This is a genomic window from Acaryochloris marina S15, from assembly GCF_018336915.1.
GTDB lineage: Bacteria > Cyanobacteriota > Cyanobacteriia > Thermosynechococcales > Thermosynechococcaceae > Acaryochloris > Acaryochloris marina_A.
This window is the reverse complement of record NZ_CP064923.1, coordinates 1,824,697-1,841,348: the sequence shown is the minus strand read 5'-3', so window position 1 is coordinate 1,841,348 and position 16,652 is coordinate 1,824,697. Positions and strand designations below refer to the sequence as shown.

General features: G+C 42.7%; 9 protein-coding genes and 1 tRNA gene. 3 read left to right on the top strand and 7 right to left on the bottom strand.

The features are described 5' to 3' along the window. Window positions 1–12: 12 nt before the first annotated feature. Both ctpC and I1H34_RS09140 read left to right on the top strand, forming a co-directional pair. Window positions 13–1,302, top strand: a complete 1,290-nt coding sequence (gene ctpC, locus I1H34_RS09145; protein ID WP_212665335.1) for a carboxyl-terminal processing protease CtpC — start codon at window positions 13–15, stop codon at window positions 1,300–1,302. Between the two features lie 214 nt (window positions 1,303–1,516). Continuing rightward, window positions 1,517–1,589 (top strand) — tRNA-Phe (locus tag I1H34_RS09140). Between the two features lie 19 nt (window positions 1,590–1,608). Here the strand turns inward: I1H34_RS09140 and I1H34_RS09135 are convergent. From I1H34_RS09135 to I1H34_RS09110, 6 genes are all read right to left on the bottom strand, one after another. Next, window positions 1,609–4,236, bottom strand: a complete 2,628-nt coding sequence (locus tag I1H34_RS09135) for a CHAT domain-containing protein (protein ID WP_212665334.1) — start codon at window positions 4,234–4,236, stop codon at window positions 1,609–1,611. A gap of 128 nt (window positions 4,237–4,364) precedes the next feature. Continuing rightward, window positions 4,365–7,133: a two-partner secretion domain-containing protein gene (locus I1H34_RS09130; RefSeq protein ID WP_212665333.1), complete on the bottom strand. Its 2,769-nt coding sequence runs from the start codon at window positions 7,131–7,133 to the stop codon at window positions 4,365–4,367. Between the two features lie 794 nt (window positions 7,134–7,927). Beyond that, window positions 7,928–8,380: a hypothetical protein gene (locus tag I1H34_RS09125; RefSeq protein WP_212665332.1), complete on the bottom strand. Its 453-nt coding sequence runs from the start codon at window positions 8,378–8,380 to the stop codon at window positions 7,928–7,930. Between the two features lie 156 nt (window positions 8,381–8,536). After that, complete coding sequence (locus I1H34_RS09120; protein ID WP_212665331.1) at window positions 8,537–9,634, bottom strand: leishmanolysin-related zinc metalloendopeptidase; 1,098 nt, start codon at window positions 9,632–9,634, stop codon at window positions 8,537–8,539. Window positions 9,635–9,957: 323 nt separating this feature from the next. Next, window positions 9,958–12,852, bottom strand: coding sequence for a beta strand repeat-containing protein (locus I1H34_RS09115; protein ID WP_212665330.1), 2,895 nt, complete (start codon window positions 12,850–12,852; stop codon window positions 9,958–9,960). Window positions 12,853–12,992: 140 nt separating this feature from the next. Further along, window positions 12,993–13,256, bottom strand: a complete 264-nt coding sequence (locus tag I1H34_RS09110; protein WP_212665329.1) for a hypothetical protein — start codon at window positions 13,254–13,256, stop codon at window positions 12,993–12,995. 533 nt (window positions 13,257–13,789) lie between these two features. Between I1H34_RS09110 and I1H34_RS09105 the strand changes: the two genes are divergently transcribed. After that, window positions 13,790–15,742, top strand: coding sequence for a hypothetical protein (locus I1H34_RS09105; RefSeq protein ID WP_212665328.1), 1,953 nt, complete (start codon window positions 13,790–13,792; stop codon window positions 15,740–15,742). Between the two features lies 1 nt (window position 15,743). On the opposite strand, the gene I1H34_RS09100 is transcribed toward I1H34_RS09105, so the two are convergent. Next, complete coding sequence (locus tag I1H34_RS09100) at window positions 15,744–16,334, bottom strand: LURP-one-related/scramblase family protein (RefSeq protein WP_212665327.1); 591 nt, start codon at window positions 16,332–16,334, stop codon at window positions 15,744–15,746. Window positions 16,335–16,652: the final 318 nt, after the last annotated feature.

Here is a 16,652-nt window from a genome sequence, read left to right as displayed (position 1 = left end):
TGGGTTAGGCTTATGGCGAATTCAAAAGACGGACTAGTATTAGGAACAACAGCCCTTGTTGGAGCGGGTGTTGTCGTCATTGGTGCAAACCTTTGGCAGTCCAGTTGGGCCGTGTTCAAAGAAAGTCCGAAAGAAGTGGTGGACGAGGTTTGGCAAGTCATCAATCATGACTATGTTGACGCCACATTTAACGGCAATGATTGGCGTGATATTCGCAACAAATATTTAAATCGCAACTATACCTCTCGGGATGAAGCCTATAAAGCAGTCCGAGAAATGCTGGACAAGCTTGAAGATCCTTACACTCGCTTCATGGATCCAGAGCAATTCAAGAGCATGCAAATTGATACCTCCGGTGAGCTGACTGGGGTTGGGATTCAAATTACCCAGGACGAAGAGACCAAAAACATCACCGTTATTTCCCCCATCGAAGGAAGTCCAGCCGCAGACGCTGGACTTTTATCTAAGGATGTCATCATCAAAGTTGACAACAAAAGCACCAAAGGGATGGATATTAATGGTGTCGTCAGCTTAATTCGGGGTCCCGTCAACACCGACGTTACCCTCACTGTTCTACGAGATAAAGAGCAACTAAATTTCAAGATCAAGCGAGCCCGAATCGAGATACATCCTGTTCGCTTTTCCAACCAAAAAAACCCAGCCGGTAATGTAGGCTATATTCGCCTCAATCAGTTCAGCAACAATGCCTCCTCGGAAATGCGCGAAGCGATTCAAGCCTTGAACAAACAAAAGGTTGAAGGCTTTATCCTTGACCTGCGTTCTAATCCAGGGGGTTTACTCTACTCCAGTGCAGAGATCGCTCGCATGTGGATGGGTAAAGGCACCATTGTTTCCACAGTGGATCGTAAAGGCGGTGAAGACAAGCTCACCTCTGGTAAAAACACCCTCACAGATAAACCCCTTGTAATCCTTGTAGATGGAGGATCAGCTAGTGCCAGCGAAATTCTAGCTGGGGCCTTGCAGGACAACAAACGGGCCGTTCTCATTGGCACTAAAACCTTTGGTAAAGGGCTGGTTCAATCCGTGCATCCTTTAGAGGATGGTTCAGGTCTGGCAGTGACCGTTGCCAAATACTTTACCCCTAGCGGTCGAGATATCAACAAAAAAGGGATTGAACCAGATATCGAGGTCAAACTCACAGATGATCAGCGGGAAGCCCTTTCTCTAGACCGAGAAAAGATTGGCACCCTCGCCGATCCTCAATATGCCAAAGCCCTCTCTGTACTGAACGAGAAAATTCTGGCCAATAATAACGGCAGCCTGCAATCATCTTCCCAATAGCTATTTTGGCAGCTATTCCTTTGTTGTCCCCCATTATTAGAGACACTGAATGCCTCCTAAGGGAATTTTGTGGTGAAAATGTTTCCGAATTGAAAGAAAGATTCAGGGTCTATACGGGGCAAAGACTGGACCGATTTTGAAGTCAAGAGAATTTTATGGTTGCCAAGTGGTAATAAGTTCGCTACGATGACAAAGGTCAAAAGTTACTAACCGCGCCGGGATAGCTCAGTCGGTAGAGCAGAGGACTGAAAATCCTCGTGTCGCCAGTTCAATTCTGGCTCCTGGCATTTTTTTATGAAAACAAAACTACAGCCAGTTCCCTACCAGCACAAATGCTGACCAGTGGGCTGGGTGACGGAAGTCTGGATCGCTGATCATAGCGACCTGGGCTTTTTGTAGGGCTTTGGCCTTGGAGACTTTAGATTGAACGAGTTCGTCATAGAACTCTCCTATAAGGGAGGCAGTTGACTCATCGTCCAAACTCCATAGGGAAGCCAGGGTGCTACGTGCTCCTGCTTGAACTGAGACACCCGCTAACCCTAAGGCAGCCCGGTCATCTCCAGCAGCCGTTTCGCAGGCGCTTAGCACTAGAAGCTCAATGGGTTCTGGCCGGACTTGTTCACTGCTACGCAATAGCTCATTAAGCTGATTGACGTTGATTTCTTTGTCCCAAGCCAGCAGTATGGTTTTCTCTGCTTCTGAGCTAAATTTACCGTGGGTGGCAAGATGCACAATGGGATAGGGCAAGGACTGGATCTGTTCTCGTAGTGAAGTACTAGTAAAATCACGATTCAGCAGCACTGTACTAGTAACCAATCGGCTAATCTTATCTAATTCTTTTTTGACATTTTCCAGGGGTGGATAAAAACCTCGTGCTTCGCTAATCCCCGCGGCAATCACTTGGAGTTCTCGCCCTTGCAGAGGCTCAGTATTGATCAGCTGCATGCCTGGAGCCAAAGCCAGAGCATATTCTTCGATCAGGTATTTCTCGCCATCATATAAGGCAGCCAGAGGAAGGTTACGGAGTGCCCCATCCAGCACAAATACTAATGTATCGGCCTGGCTTTCCTCTAATTCAGCTTGGAGGGGTTGAATCAGCCAGTTGTAGACAACTTGGCCTAACTCCTTACTTTCAATAAAGGTGTAGGGTTTTTCGATTTCCTCACGAAAAAGCTTGATGGTCTCTTCTACTTCAGACTGGGGAATAGGAATCGTTTGATGCTTTAAGCCTTCCTGCTGAGGCAAGCTGGTGATCAGTTCAATGCGATCCTTGAGCAGAATGGGGTACACCACTGCTGCTGACTGTTGGTCAATATCTTCAATACTGATAATTTGACCATCCAGGCAAGCAGACCGAAAGAAATTATCTAATTCCGTTAACTGCAGAGATTCCATCACTGCACGAGCCTGTTTCAGATTCTCCTGACTCGGATTGTCCCCCCGCAGCAATAAATCTACGAGTTCTCGATACACAGGCTCCACACTTTCACGGAAGGAGAATTGGGCTTCCGGATTAGTAGCAACCAGATCTTTGCGGAGATATTCTAAGGTCTGAAAGGCTCCTTGATAAGCAGAGGTGGCCTGATCGGTTTGCTTTTGGGCATCCATAATGCGCCCCAATTGCCATTGCCACTGGTAACTGATCTCACTGGCATTATTCGCCTGGGCAATAAAAAGAGCTTGCTCCGTCAATTTGCGAGCTTCTGACCACTGTTCACCTAGTTCATATAAATTTCCTAAATTTCCTAAAGCATAAGCTTGGGCACGCGGATCATCAATATCATAGGATTGCTGAACTGCCTTTGCCGTAATGTTGGCAATGTCAGGAATAGAGGGAGTCTTGCTAGATGACTCTTGATTAAGCTTTACCAGGCTTTTGACGAGGTTAACCTTGCTGTAGATATTGCGGCGACTGGGGGGTTGCCCACTTAATTCCGTTTCAATTTGAGGCCAGAGCTGTTGGGCTTGGGACCAGTCCTGTTTCTCAATTAAGACGCTGAGTAGATTTAGCCGAGCCTGTTGCTGGGTCGATGGAATAGGAGACTGGGCTGCTTTTTGGTAATAGTCAATAGCAAGGTCAAAGGATTTGCGGGCACGAGCAGTATTTCCCAAACTGAGTTGGGTCATGCTCACTTCTTGGGGAGCGTCGGTTGCTTCGGCGTTCTGTAAACTCAGGAGTAGAGATCTCTCTGCTTCTTCTAGATCACCGACTAAGCGTAATACATTACCTAAACTGCGGTAACCAGTGGCCCGAATTGCAGGATTAGCCTGTTGGTCCAATTCAGCGGTGACTTTTTCCAGATTCTTTCGAGACTGAAGGTAGAGTCCCATGACTTGCTGGGCTTGGGCCTGATTAATCAGGCTACCAATGCGACCAATTTCATCTCCAAGTTGAGCATAAATTTCTGCTGTTTTACCCCAGGTGTCCAAGGCGCTTTTGGGGTCGCCTTGGGACAAATTTAAACTGCCTTGGGCATTTAGTGCTTGAGCATAGATGGACAAATTCTGAGGGGCTGGTGGTTCACCAACTATCTCTAGGCTTTGGCGAATACTATCTTGGGCTTTTAGCCATTGACCCAGTTCTTGCTGAGCAAGACTCAGCTGATTGAGGACGATGGCTTGATTAAGGGGTTGACCTTTATAGCTTTGGGCAGCTTGAGACCAGGCTTCTGCGGCTGCGGCATACTGTCCCCCTTGGTAAAAGGCTTTCCCTTGTTCCACCAGTTGGGTCGGGTTGCTAGCTAGGCGTGGGCGAGGAGTTGTAGGAGCGTTGATGGTCAGTTGGTTCGCGGTAGGGAGGGCCGAGGTGGAGTGGGCAGGACGTTGCTCAAGGCTTAGGCCAAGGACTAGGCAGGTACTGCAAAGGGCCACTCCCAACCAGCGTAATTTTCTACGAGTAATAGGCAGTAGTCTTCGAGCCTTTCTTTGAAGCATTAATGTTCCCTTCCTCACGGTTGTTGATGGTGTGATGCTTTTCCAGATTCTTTTGCCCATGTTCACAAACGAATGACAAATGCCCAGTTTCCCGATTTAGTCATTTATTTTCGGTCAATCTGGGGTGTCTAGCAAGTTGCAATGGGTTGGAGGCTCTGGGCTGGTTGGGGAACGTCGGCAGTTAGGTAAATACGGCCTTGGGTGTCTTTGGTCCAGCCTTTGGCTTCGGTGATGTTGGGGGGCGGGGAGGGGATAAGGGAAGAGGGTGATGTATCGGTGGTGCTGATGGAGGTGGGTTGGAGGTTGTGAGAGCGAAGATCTTGCCAGACAGTGGTGGGGGTTTGGGTGTGGTGGGGGCTTATAGGGAGTCCACCGCGACCCACGTGGGTGAATGTGCTGCCACCGAGGGATTGGCCAGGTCGGCAGCCTTTGGCAATTTCTTTCGGGGGTTCTACGACTTCAGGTTGCTCAGATAGATTTTCACTTGGGTCGACTTCTGGATTAGTGATTTCCACAACCCCATTCAATTGAGTATTTTGTGAGAAAGCGGTAATGTCGCTTAAGTCAGTAAGTTGATTTCTTTCCTCTAGCCCATAAATCCCCTTAGTAGTAATAGTAATTTTTCCACCTTTCCCATTCAACGCATTGGCAGTTATATCATTATTTTCAAATGGATAGGCAACTATAAGGCTGGCTTTGATATCAATATTTCCACCTGTGCCATCGCCAGCGGCAGTAGTTGATATCTGGCTGTTATTGCGCAGTAATAAAATATTATCTATTAAGAGAGAGATATTACCACCAGAATTACTATTAGATGTTGCAGAGATTGTTCCGTTATCAAGAGTCAAATCAATCGATTGGAGAAAAATATCACCGCCTGGTCCAGAGCCAGCGTTATTAACAGTAATATTGGCACCATCTTGAATCAAAACTAATCTGGGGTCAATAGAAATATTTCCAGCTTTACCAGAAGCACCTGAAGTCGCACTAGCATAAAGACCACTGTTAGGACCAATGTCTCTTAGGCTATTGATCCGGTCTATAACTAAATTTTTATCACTACCAGCTTCAACTAAAAAAGTTTCAATCAATTTAAGGCGGCGATCAAAATTTGCATCACTACCAGCTAATTTTATCTCTCCTGTCACATTAAGCTTAATAAAACCTGCATTACCTTGATTAAAAGTTGCGGTGCTAATTCGACCTCCATTAATTACTTCAAGGTTATTTGAAAAAATTGTAATGCTTCCACCATCACTCTTATTAAAAGTATCTGTGTTTAACAATGCTCCATCAACAATACTAAAGGTATCAGTTTTTATAATTATATTTCCTGCAGGACCAATAGCGCCCTCTTCAGTAGCGGCTAAAATGCCGCTGGGGAATCCGTTCGTCTCATCGAAACCAGATATGTTAATACTTTCAGATGCCTCAATATGTATATCTCCACCTTCCCCAATTCCACCAGGTGTACCACCTACTGCCCTGAGGACAGATGAGGCAATTTGCGATCCACTTTGCAAAGTAAGGGTATCAGTGAATATTCTTATTTCCCCACCTTGTCCAATTCCACCTGTTTCGACACTACTAAGTATTCCACTAAAATTGCTTAGAATAATATCACTAGCATTGATGGTGATTCCACCAGAATCACCTGTTCCGTTAACGTTCGCTGCAAATTCGGCTTCATTTTTCAAATAAAGCTTATCAGTTTCTACAATTATTTTTCCACCATTACCTGTTGCCCTAAAATCTTGAAAAGTTGCTACGCTATTAAAAATAGACCCTGAATCTAACAATATTTCTTCTTGAACTTTTAGAATTACATTACCTGCAGATGCAATTCCAAAAGTATTTGATCCTACTTGTGAATTTGTAGTCACATATAAGCTTTTAGAATTAATAACAACATCACCACCTAAACCTTTTGCATTAAAAAGTGGTCTATTGTTAATATTACTTTCACTGTGAATCGTTATTGATTCATCTGCTTTAAGTGTAATATTTCCAGCTTGGGTAAAACTGGAGCCCAGGTCAATCCCTATACCTGCCAGTAATCTGCTTCTTTCAATTTCTATCTCACCTGCATTAATTGATAGATTACCTCCACCCTCACCTGTAACATCAATTCTTGCGTTAGTAAGTAGTACGTTAGACTTCAAATTGCTATCAGGGAATTTCAGGGAAAAACCTTCTTTATCCGGTAATATAGTCACAATTCCAGATGTAGCTAGCCCCCCCAACTCAACTCGACCACCAAAACTATTGATTCTTCCATTGTCTAGGATTACATCACCACCAATAAGGTGGAGGCTATGGCTGGTAGGTACAGAAAGTCCCTCACGAGAACTATTTACAATTGCGCCACTAGCTTCTTGAAAAAACAATGCTGAAGGGTTAATAGAAATCCTTGGAATGTCAGATTTAGAAACGCTCAAAATGCCTTGATTACCAAATTGAATGGCATTCGCAGTTGTCGCTATAAAAGATCCGTTAAGACCTAAGCTAGCTTTTTCTCCAAACAAAATTCCATTAGGGTTTACAAGAAATAAGTTAGCCTCGCCACTTTGTACTCCTAATGTACCTAAGATATTGGAAGGATTGTTACCAGTCACACGGCTAATGATGTTTTGTGCATTTGGATTTACAAATAAGACTGTTGAGTCTAAGTCCACATTAAATTCTTCAAAGCTATGAAATAAGTTATTCCCTTGACGCTTTCCTCCTGAAATAGTGCAAGTACCTTGGCATTTTCCAAATGCTGGCAGATCTATCTTTGTAGGCGTTGTTCCATCAGCTTGAATTGATTGACACCGAACAGAAAAAAATGAAGCTTCTGCTAAAAATAGTGTCAAATTTAGAGCGATTGCTAATGCTGGGATAAAATTCTTCATAAGTTAACTATCAAGTAACTTAAGTGCAATAGTCAGATTTCTTTTGTAAGAAAATCTATACTATAGGATTGTTTGATAATTTAGAATATTTATATAGTAGGTCATAGGAATATTAGGTCATAGGAATTCCAGTTTAGGGATTTTAAAAAAAATCTCTACTACTGTGAAAGCTACATACTTTAAAAATTTTAGTATTGGGGTTGATGGGATCATTTTTTTAAAAATAAAAATGTTAGAATCTGTTTGGAATTTTTCCAGAAGTCTTATCCAGTATTTGGTTATGGCCGAAATAGTTAAACCGCTGAAAATTAGATTTGACGAGGGTTTCCAAAGACTTCTAAAATAGATTCTTAGCTAGCTTCTTTGATTTGAGAATCCTTAAAAGTGCATTTATATAAGATTTATAAGATAGAAGCTATCGTCACAAAGTATTCTCACAAAACTATATGCCTTTATCTCAATGAATTTAAATAACTGACTGTAGGTAGGTGGGGTTTCTAGCTTTTGATATGTGCATAGACTTAGGGAAGAGATACCTGAGTAAAATTGGTGATAATGAAGTCTCGGCGATTTTTATTTTTGGAGTATTAACAATTCTCAAACTACGTTTAATGATAGAAACAACAGTTGATCCTTATTGGGCGTTGCAAAATTTGAAGAAGACTTTAAAAAACGATATACCTTGAAAGCTTTGCAATACAAAATATCTCTGGATATAGATAATATTGGAGTCATCCTGGCATATAGCAACGCCTTTACTTTGGCCGTTTTATTGCTTTACTGTGCGCTTAAGACTAGAAAGGATTCGGATTGCCACCATCTTTAGTTATAAATGCAGCTTGGGCAGCATTTTTTGCGTTGCACTTATTGATAACCAATGTAGCTAAAGTTAAATTTTTGCCATTTGAAATGGCAAAAATTTCATGGCCGAAGTCAGCAGCATTTTTAAAGATTCTCTCAAAATCATTCAAATTTTCAGCAATACAATCATCATTGTTAGAGCGAGTTTTTTTAATCGATTTAGTTTGACCAAAAATATCCCTGAGTAAAACTTTCTGAAGTTCTGGAGGGTTACATTTTTGATCATTAAGATCAGGGATATAGCTTAATGCTTGAACACAGCCAAAAACTATATTTACAGAAGAGGAATTAAGTGCTTTAAGTTGTTCGCAGTCTAAATCAGTTCCCACAGCAGATTGTAGGATCCTTACAAATTCCGGATTTATGTCAATTGTATTAGATGTCATCGTATCAGCTCCTTGGTTCAATGTAGAATGAATTAAATCTAACTATAAAAAGATATACTCGTGAATATATCATGAATTATTAGTGTGATATTCATATAGGTTTTCTGTGCTGACTTAAATTAGTATTTGTATCTCCTTCGCCCATGATTAGTCATATTATTTTACAGAGCAGTAGAGGCCAGAAATGCCTTGAGTACTATCATTTAGCTTTTTCAGTCTGCTAAAATTTTTAATGGAATAAAGATCGGCTGCATCATAGTTAACTTGATAACCAATATCTTCCAAAGCTGCTATAGTTAATCGGCTAATTGGGTTTATTTTTCCATCTACCAATCCTGTCATTAACTCATTTCCAAACATGGATTCTCGCCAATGAAAATCTCTAGTACCAAAGCCACCTCTATTCTCTAGCGGAACAGGAATAGGAGCCGTATAACCTGTCAGCCGAGCATATTCGCTCATGGTTTTTTGCCCCACAAATACTGGATTACTGCCTCCAATACCTTGTGTTAATCCTGATGCCTGCCAAAGGGTCCCTAAACCTAATAAATGTCCAATCTCATGCAAAATTACATCAACTAAAATATCCTGATCATCCATTCGCTCAATATCACTAGAGTCTAATATCATCCAACCAGCGTTAGGTAATCTCCAACCAGCCCTAATATCTATTGGTTTGGCCCCCCCCAGAATCCCACCAGGACCATCAATAAATGAAGTAAATACCTCAATAATCATACCTTCTGATTTGGGAGCATTAATTCCAATTTTTGGATATCCTCCGACTACTATTTGTGACCATCGTTCTGCTGCTGCGTCAAAAGCCTCTTGATGACGGGATGCTAGTTGGCTATTACAAAAAACTTCAATAGGGATACTTGCGTTAATCGCAAAATTTGATGCCTGGTTGATTGTTTTTAGACTTCGAGATATTTTTTTCTCTGCAACAGCTTCTATGCTTACCAAAACTTGCTCTCGAACTGAGATTACAACTCTATTCAAGAGACTAAAATGATTCTGACTATATTCATCAAAAAATTGCAGGCTTTCCAGACTCACTAATATATTTATGCTTTTTGAACTGGAAGACTCTTTATAGTGATTGCAGAAAGTAAATATTTCATCATCATCTGTTGTCAGCTTGAATAAGCTGAGCTGAACTTTTTTCTTGTCTGATGTCGTCTGATACATCAGCAATGTGATTTCCCCTTCAATCTTTATTCCTTCATTTGATTGGTATTTAGGGGATTCCATCTGAAATCACTCAACCTACATATTTGACTTATACTTTCTTGACTTAAAAGAAAAAATCGAATTAGTAAAGATCATATGGGATGTGCTTATTATCTATCACAGCTAGCCTATATTTTGCGATCACTAAAAAAGATTAACAAGTCAAGAATCATCAGTGATGCTAAATAGCAACCCAAATGACAGGATGAATGGCGAACTACCCATTTATCAGAAAAATAGCTGGCATTTGTGCAGAGATTTACATAAGTTTGTAATTCAGATTACAGCAGCTTACGCTATTCCCTTTCAAAGCACTAGAACCTTTCACTGACAGAGAACATGAACTAGCAAGAGGGCGCGGGATGCAAAGTGTTTTGATTGATTGAATTGCCCACAAGCTTCACTTTCCCATTAGGTAACCTTTGCCAAGCTTTGGCTTCTACCCATTTGAATGGAGCAGCAACAGGTGCCTGTGGAGTGGATTTGGGTGTCATTTGACTAATGGATTGCACAGGAGACTGTATTTCTTGCGCACGTAGATCCTGCCAGATAGCTTCACTACTCAAAGCAGTCGCTGGATTGTGGGGCAAGCCCCCTCGCCCCTTACTCACAAAACTACTACTAGCCGTTTGGGCGTTACACCCCCTAGAGATCTCCGTCGGCTTTTCAACGGCATCGGGTTGTTCAGATAAGTTTTCGCTAGGGTCCACCTCAGGAGTGATGATTTCGACAATGCCGTTGAGTTGGGGATTAGTCTGAGAAAACGCCGCAATATCACTGGAATTCGTAAGCGTGTCTCGGACCTCTAGGCCAAAAACCCCTTGAGTCGTAATGGTAATATTGCCACCTGGACCATTGAGGGCATTAGCCGTAATATCACTATTCTCCGATGGAAATGCTGTAACGAGTTGAGCATTGATATCAATATTGCCCCCCGTAGCATCCCCACCCGCAGTCGTCGAAATCAAACTGCCATTTCGTAATAGTAAGAAGTTGGCAATATTTAACTGAATATCCCCCGCTGGGGCCACTGCTGCTTCAGCCGTAATTTGGCCCTGGTCTAGGGTTAAATTGCGGGCGCGCAATTGAATATCTCCCCCTTTACCCATACCTAAGCTAGTCGCTGATACCGCTGCACCATTGGTGATCAACACTTGTATCGGATCGATAAAGATATTGCCAGCAGCCCCAGTAGAATCAGGTGTAGTGCTAGCAAACAATCCACTATTGGCCCCAATCAAGGTGATGTTGTCGCGCACTTGTAAGGTGATATCCCCTGCTGGTCCCTGACCCGATGCCGTAGATAGAAGTTGACCTCCTTGACGAGCTGTAAAACGATTGGACCGGATAAAAATGCTGCCCCCTCGACCATTCCCAGAAGTACTGGCATTGACAACAGCCCCCTTCTCAATCAGAAAATTTGGGGTAAACAATGAAATAGTTCCTCCTTGTCCAGTATCAGTAGTGTTAGCAAACACTCCGCTTCCAGGATCGATTAAGGTAACTCCTTGTGATGCCCTAATATCAATCTTGCCAGCAGCTCCAAAACCAGTAGTAGAGGTAGAAATTTGGCCACCATTGTCAATGACTACTTGGCCTGTACTTAAGAGTAGTTGACCGCCTGCCCCAGATGCTCCTACCTCAACTATGGAAAAGATGCCACTAGGTTGGCCTGCATTTGGAGTATTGCCCGAAATATTAATCTGATCAGATACAAAGGCAGCAATATTCCCCCCCTTTCCTGAACCAACTGTTGAAGCCTCAAGTCTGCCACCATTTGTCAAAAGAAGCTCTGATGTATTGATTTTTAAATCTCCAGCATCTCCAAGACCAGCAGTAGAGGTAGAAATGGAGCTATTGTTTATTTGAACAAACTGAGTTGCAAACAGGTTGACATCACCTGCATCACCTTCGCTGCCAATTTCTGCTACAGAATTAATCGCTGGGAATAATGATGATTCTCTAGCAACCAGACGACCTGTTTCAATATTGATCAGACCAGCATTCCCTGGAGTATTCGTTGTTGTCGAGATCTGGCTATTATTGATTATTTCAACTGATTCAGGTGCAGTGATATAGATGTTGCCACTATTTCCATTAGCTCGCATTAGAAAAAAACCAAGATTTATAAAAGCAGAATCTGTGGCAATAGCTGCATCATTTTGTAAAAATACTTTGTCAGCCTTGATCAAAATATCTCCTGCATCACCATCTGCCAAAGTAGAGGTGAAAATACCGCTCCCGTTTCTAATCTGTAGAATTTCAGAAGCATCAATCTCTATGATGCCCCCTGGTTCTGCTCCAAAATTTACCGTCGCAAAAATCCTTGAATTATCATCAATAACAATATTTTTACCCTGCAAACGAATCTCACCACCTCCAACTCCATTAGCAGCCACAATTGACTGCTTGTCTACCAAGATATCTCTATAGTTTTGGATTTGAGAGTAGTCCAACTTCCATCCTCTGAAGTCAGGTTGTAAACCCACCTCTCCATTAAGCACACCGCCCAGTTCGATGCGGCCTTCCGGTGCTCCTACACTCCCTCCTTGAATAAGGATGTCGCCACCAACCAATGCCAAAGTATTACCAGGCATGACGTTTAATCCAAATGTTGGCAAGGGAATGATATTAAAAGTAGCTTGACTGGAAATAGTAGATTTAGGGGAAGAAATCTGTAACCCTGTCGGTACATTAATTGTCAATAAAGGAGGAGCAGTAGGGTTAACTGTGCTGAATTGATAGTCATCCCCAAAATTTATTGATGTTGCAGTAGAAGCGAGAAATGAACCATTGAGGTCCAAAGCTGCTTTGGGACCAAAGGAAATTCCACGAGAATTAATGAAAAACAAATCAGCATTACCCAACGTTCCCGCTAGACTGTTCCACAGCCCTAGCGTTCCATTGATATCGGATGGGCTAATGCCAGTCACTCTACTGACAATAGTCTTAATTCTTGAAGGATTATCAAAATATATGGCTTGGCTTTCAGATATGCTAAATCTTTCAAAACTATGAAACACCGTAGCAGCATTACGGACTGCACCACCTTGGACTAAACTTGCAGGCCGGCCATTTATATTTTGATTAGGTATAACAATCGAAGCTTCTATGCCTAGGGAACTATCCGGTATAGCTTCAGCCTTAGTTTCTTTGATATTAGTAGTAAAAATAACCCCGCTAAGTATAAGTACAGTACTGCCCAGCTGCAAATATTGCTTATAAATATTGATTACCATGCCAGGATATTAGACTCCCCCAATAAAAAGACGTAATGAATATTGGTATTCATTACGTCAAAATAATAGTTTATTAGTGCTTAAACGGATATAAACTTTTCGTAGACAGTTCTAAGTAAATCTTGGTTACAGATCTTTAGCTATCTACAGTCCCAGCACAAACCCCAAGGTGAACAAGGATCTAAAGGATTGGGGGGTGGATTTTGGCAAGCCCAACATCCCCATCTACAATACAGACTTGTTTTCGTTGTTCTTGAAAGTTTCTCTTCTGCATCTGCTTTGGTTGATATATCAACAACAAGGGCTTGTGTTGAAATCTCTTTATCCTGAAAAAATTTACCAAGAAGGGCAGAAAGTTCTTTCTTCTCGCCATCAGTTAATTCAGTTACTGGTCGTTCAGCCATAATTCATCCTCAATTCCAGTCTTTATACAATTAATCAGCATTTCTTTAAGATATTGGGGTTGTTAGCTAAGGGCATAAGTATGGCAGTACCAATAGCACTATTTATCTCTCAGCACTAAAAATACTATGGCCTACCAACATAAATTTGACCTAACTTAAATTCCCTATAATTCCTTATTTGAAGTGCTACTCTTTCTTCAGAGTCAATAGAAAGAATTACGCAATATTGACCAACGAATAACTATCAAATTTAGAATAGCTATTTCTTTAGGGGTAATTATCGACTCCCTATTCCCGTCTTACAGCAAACGAAATTAGATACAAACATTTGTACTTCCACTAGTAAAATGCTAATCGATAGCCGATTAGCCCTCCTCACCCAGCAAATCCACTAGATTCTCTTCTGCCAATAATTTATTCAATCGACCATCTAATTTAATCTTTCGAAATAATTTTATAGCTAGAACTTATTCAATAGTCTAGAGTCATAGTATCCAACGCCCTGATTGACAGCCCCTAAGCTGATCATCATCATGCCTTCAGCACCTACTACCACTCACCCTCTTGGAATCGTCCTCCAACAAGCCGGATTAGTCTCTGCCGCTCAAGTTAGTCTTGCCCTACAAGAACAAACTATCAATCAACATCGCCTCGGCGATCTCCTCTGCGAACATGGCTGGCTCCACGAACCCACGGCTGATTTCTTCGCCGAACAATGGCCTACCCTCTTTCACGATCCGGATCTGTTACCTATCGGGCAATATCTACGCCAAGCCCACCTACTCACCGACACCCAAATTGACTACCTCCTAGAACAACAAAACCTAACTCAACTCCGGTTTGGCGTCTTGGCCGTAGCCAATGGTTGGATCAAACTCAAAACCATTAACTTTTTCCTAACCCATCTCCAGGATATCCCCCAATCCCAACCATCCGAAACAGATCAGGCCATCAATTTCAATACCCCAGAATATTGGCAGCATCTGCGGGAGTATTTATTAGAGAATGAACTCGCCAACCCTTACTCCCTCCTCCAAATTTACGAACAAATTCTCACCCAGTACGACATTCCCTTCACCGGAGACCTAGAACAAACAGCCCTGCTTAACCTAGAACTAGTCACCCTTCGCAACAATCGCCTCATCATTGCCCATCCCCTGTTTCGGTCCGTTTTTAACCCTGAGTGGATTCAGAGAGAACGAAAAAAACTCCATCCCTACGACAAGATCAGACTCCAATTTCTCAATCTGAGTAAAGCTGGAGCCTATCCCTATCGGCTTTTAGAAGCCATTCTCACCTGGACCAACAATCACTCTGTACTCAACCAAAAAGTCGCTCACCTCGTCCGCACCGGTTCCTTTGTTAGAGCTGGAGAAGAATCCGCTGTTGTTGAGCAGCTTGTTCAGAACCAAATTATTCATCATTGGCGATCAGGCTTTGCCACCAAACATCTCAGCAGCCTTGAAGCACAAATTCTTCAGAATTCAACCTGTGATCCCATTGATTTATTGACCTACTATCAAGTCGTTTGGCATCAGTTACAAGCCCAATCTACCCAAGCAGAAGAAGAAACCGAGTTGTTGCGTTTGGGGCTGCTCGTTCAGGACGGCCAGCAAGTTAAAGTGGCCAACCAAATCTATCGATTGGTATTTGATCAGATTTGGCTAGAGCAACAGATCTCTCAAATCCTAGATCCCCTAGAAACCGAAGATTCTCTCTCAACAGCAACAGTCTCTGAAGCGGTTTCCCTGCGTTCTGAACAACCCCCAGGAGCTGATTCTGTGGGACCAATCAGCAAGTATTGGAAACCCATAGGTATCTTTCTGGTGGGTGTTTTGGGAATTAGTTGTGCTCTTTGGGGGTTTTCTAGACATCGCCAGCCCCAAGTAGAGCTGGCTCCACCAGAAGTTCTAGTCCCAGCCAACCAACCCTCAAACTCACCTCAATCTCCTGTACAACCAACCCAGACCGAGGAGCGTCCATCCGCCTCAGCTCCTTCACCTAAACCGACCCCGGCTCCCATAGAATCAATGCCACCCAATGCTTCTGGTGGCGTTGTATTGATTGCTGAAAACAAAAGCGTACCGGTTTTTAGTGTCGGGGTAACCGAAACAGATATCCAGGCTGCATTAGGTCCCCCAACCTTGAAAAGTCCAGGTTACTGGCCGAATAGTTATGGACTGTTGTACAAAAACCTCCAACCCCATCAAACAGACTTTGGCTTCTTGTTGGATGCGGATACCCAACGGCTGCGACAAACTGAAGCAGCCTTTGCCCAAACAGTAGGACTCAGCCCCCTCCGATTAGCCCTGCAAGGAATGCTCAAAGACCGTCCCCCAGCAAAAGTGGTAGAACAACTGACTTTGATTTACCAAAGACAGGCCCAGGAATATGAGTTTCGGGTGGGTGAGCTAAAAGGTATCATTCAACGCAATGACAAAGATCGGATCTACATCGGGGTATGGGAAGCCGATTTTCATGAGTGATTTAGCCCCGATGACGCTCTAACAAAATCATCATTAACAAGCTTAAAACCACCATTTGCTGTTCATCTTCAGTCATCTGATCAACCTGCTTGATCGTAAAGATGCGAGACAAGAAGGCAGGTACTTTACTAAAGCGCATTACCACAGTGCCATCGGGTCGAGTCACTAAATAAGTGGGGTTAAAAAGATAGCCCGTAAACATACCAATAATGGGAATTTCGGCAAATAGCGCATCCATGATTTTGACCCAGGGGTTCTCCTCATGGATGGATAGTGCCGGGACTTCTGACTGCCCTGCAGCAATATCGTAATGGGCTTTCCAGATAGACTTCATGCCTTTGCGCTTGACGGAGCCGAGTTCTTGGCCTGTGCGATCGCGGAAATGATACCGAGCCGAGAAATCGATAATCCGATCGGCACCAATACTATAAAGCTGCTGGGTTTGAGCCTCATCTGCACAGACAGTAATTTGCTCTTTTAACTTAAACAACTTCTGTTTAACATAAAGGACAAGACTGCCCGTATTATCAGTTACAAAAATCTGAGGGGCGAAGGCCCATAGCTTGAATTTAAGAGTTAATGGGTATTGCATGAGTTGATAGAGATTACGCCAGCAGAAACAATCCAACAAACTTGGAACTGAGATAGGTCAGAAAAAAAGCAACTATCTCATCCACATTCCAATAGGGATTCGGCTCTATTGGTACCATCAAAAGTGATAAAAATGTGGACGTTTAGAGTATGCCCGCAATCATGTTGGGACTAAGCATCAACGTGAGCTGCCATATTTGACCCTTAACCAAACCTAAGCCAATCGATCACGGTTCTCCTGGTGTGGAACATGCTATATCTCTTTTGACTTCCAACAAGTTTTGGTTTGTTCAATTAGACCTTGAGACATGCTGAGAAA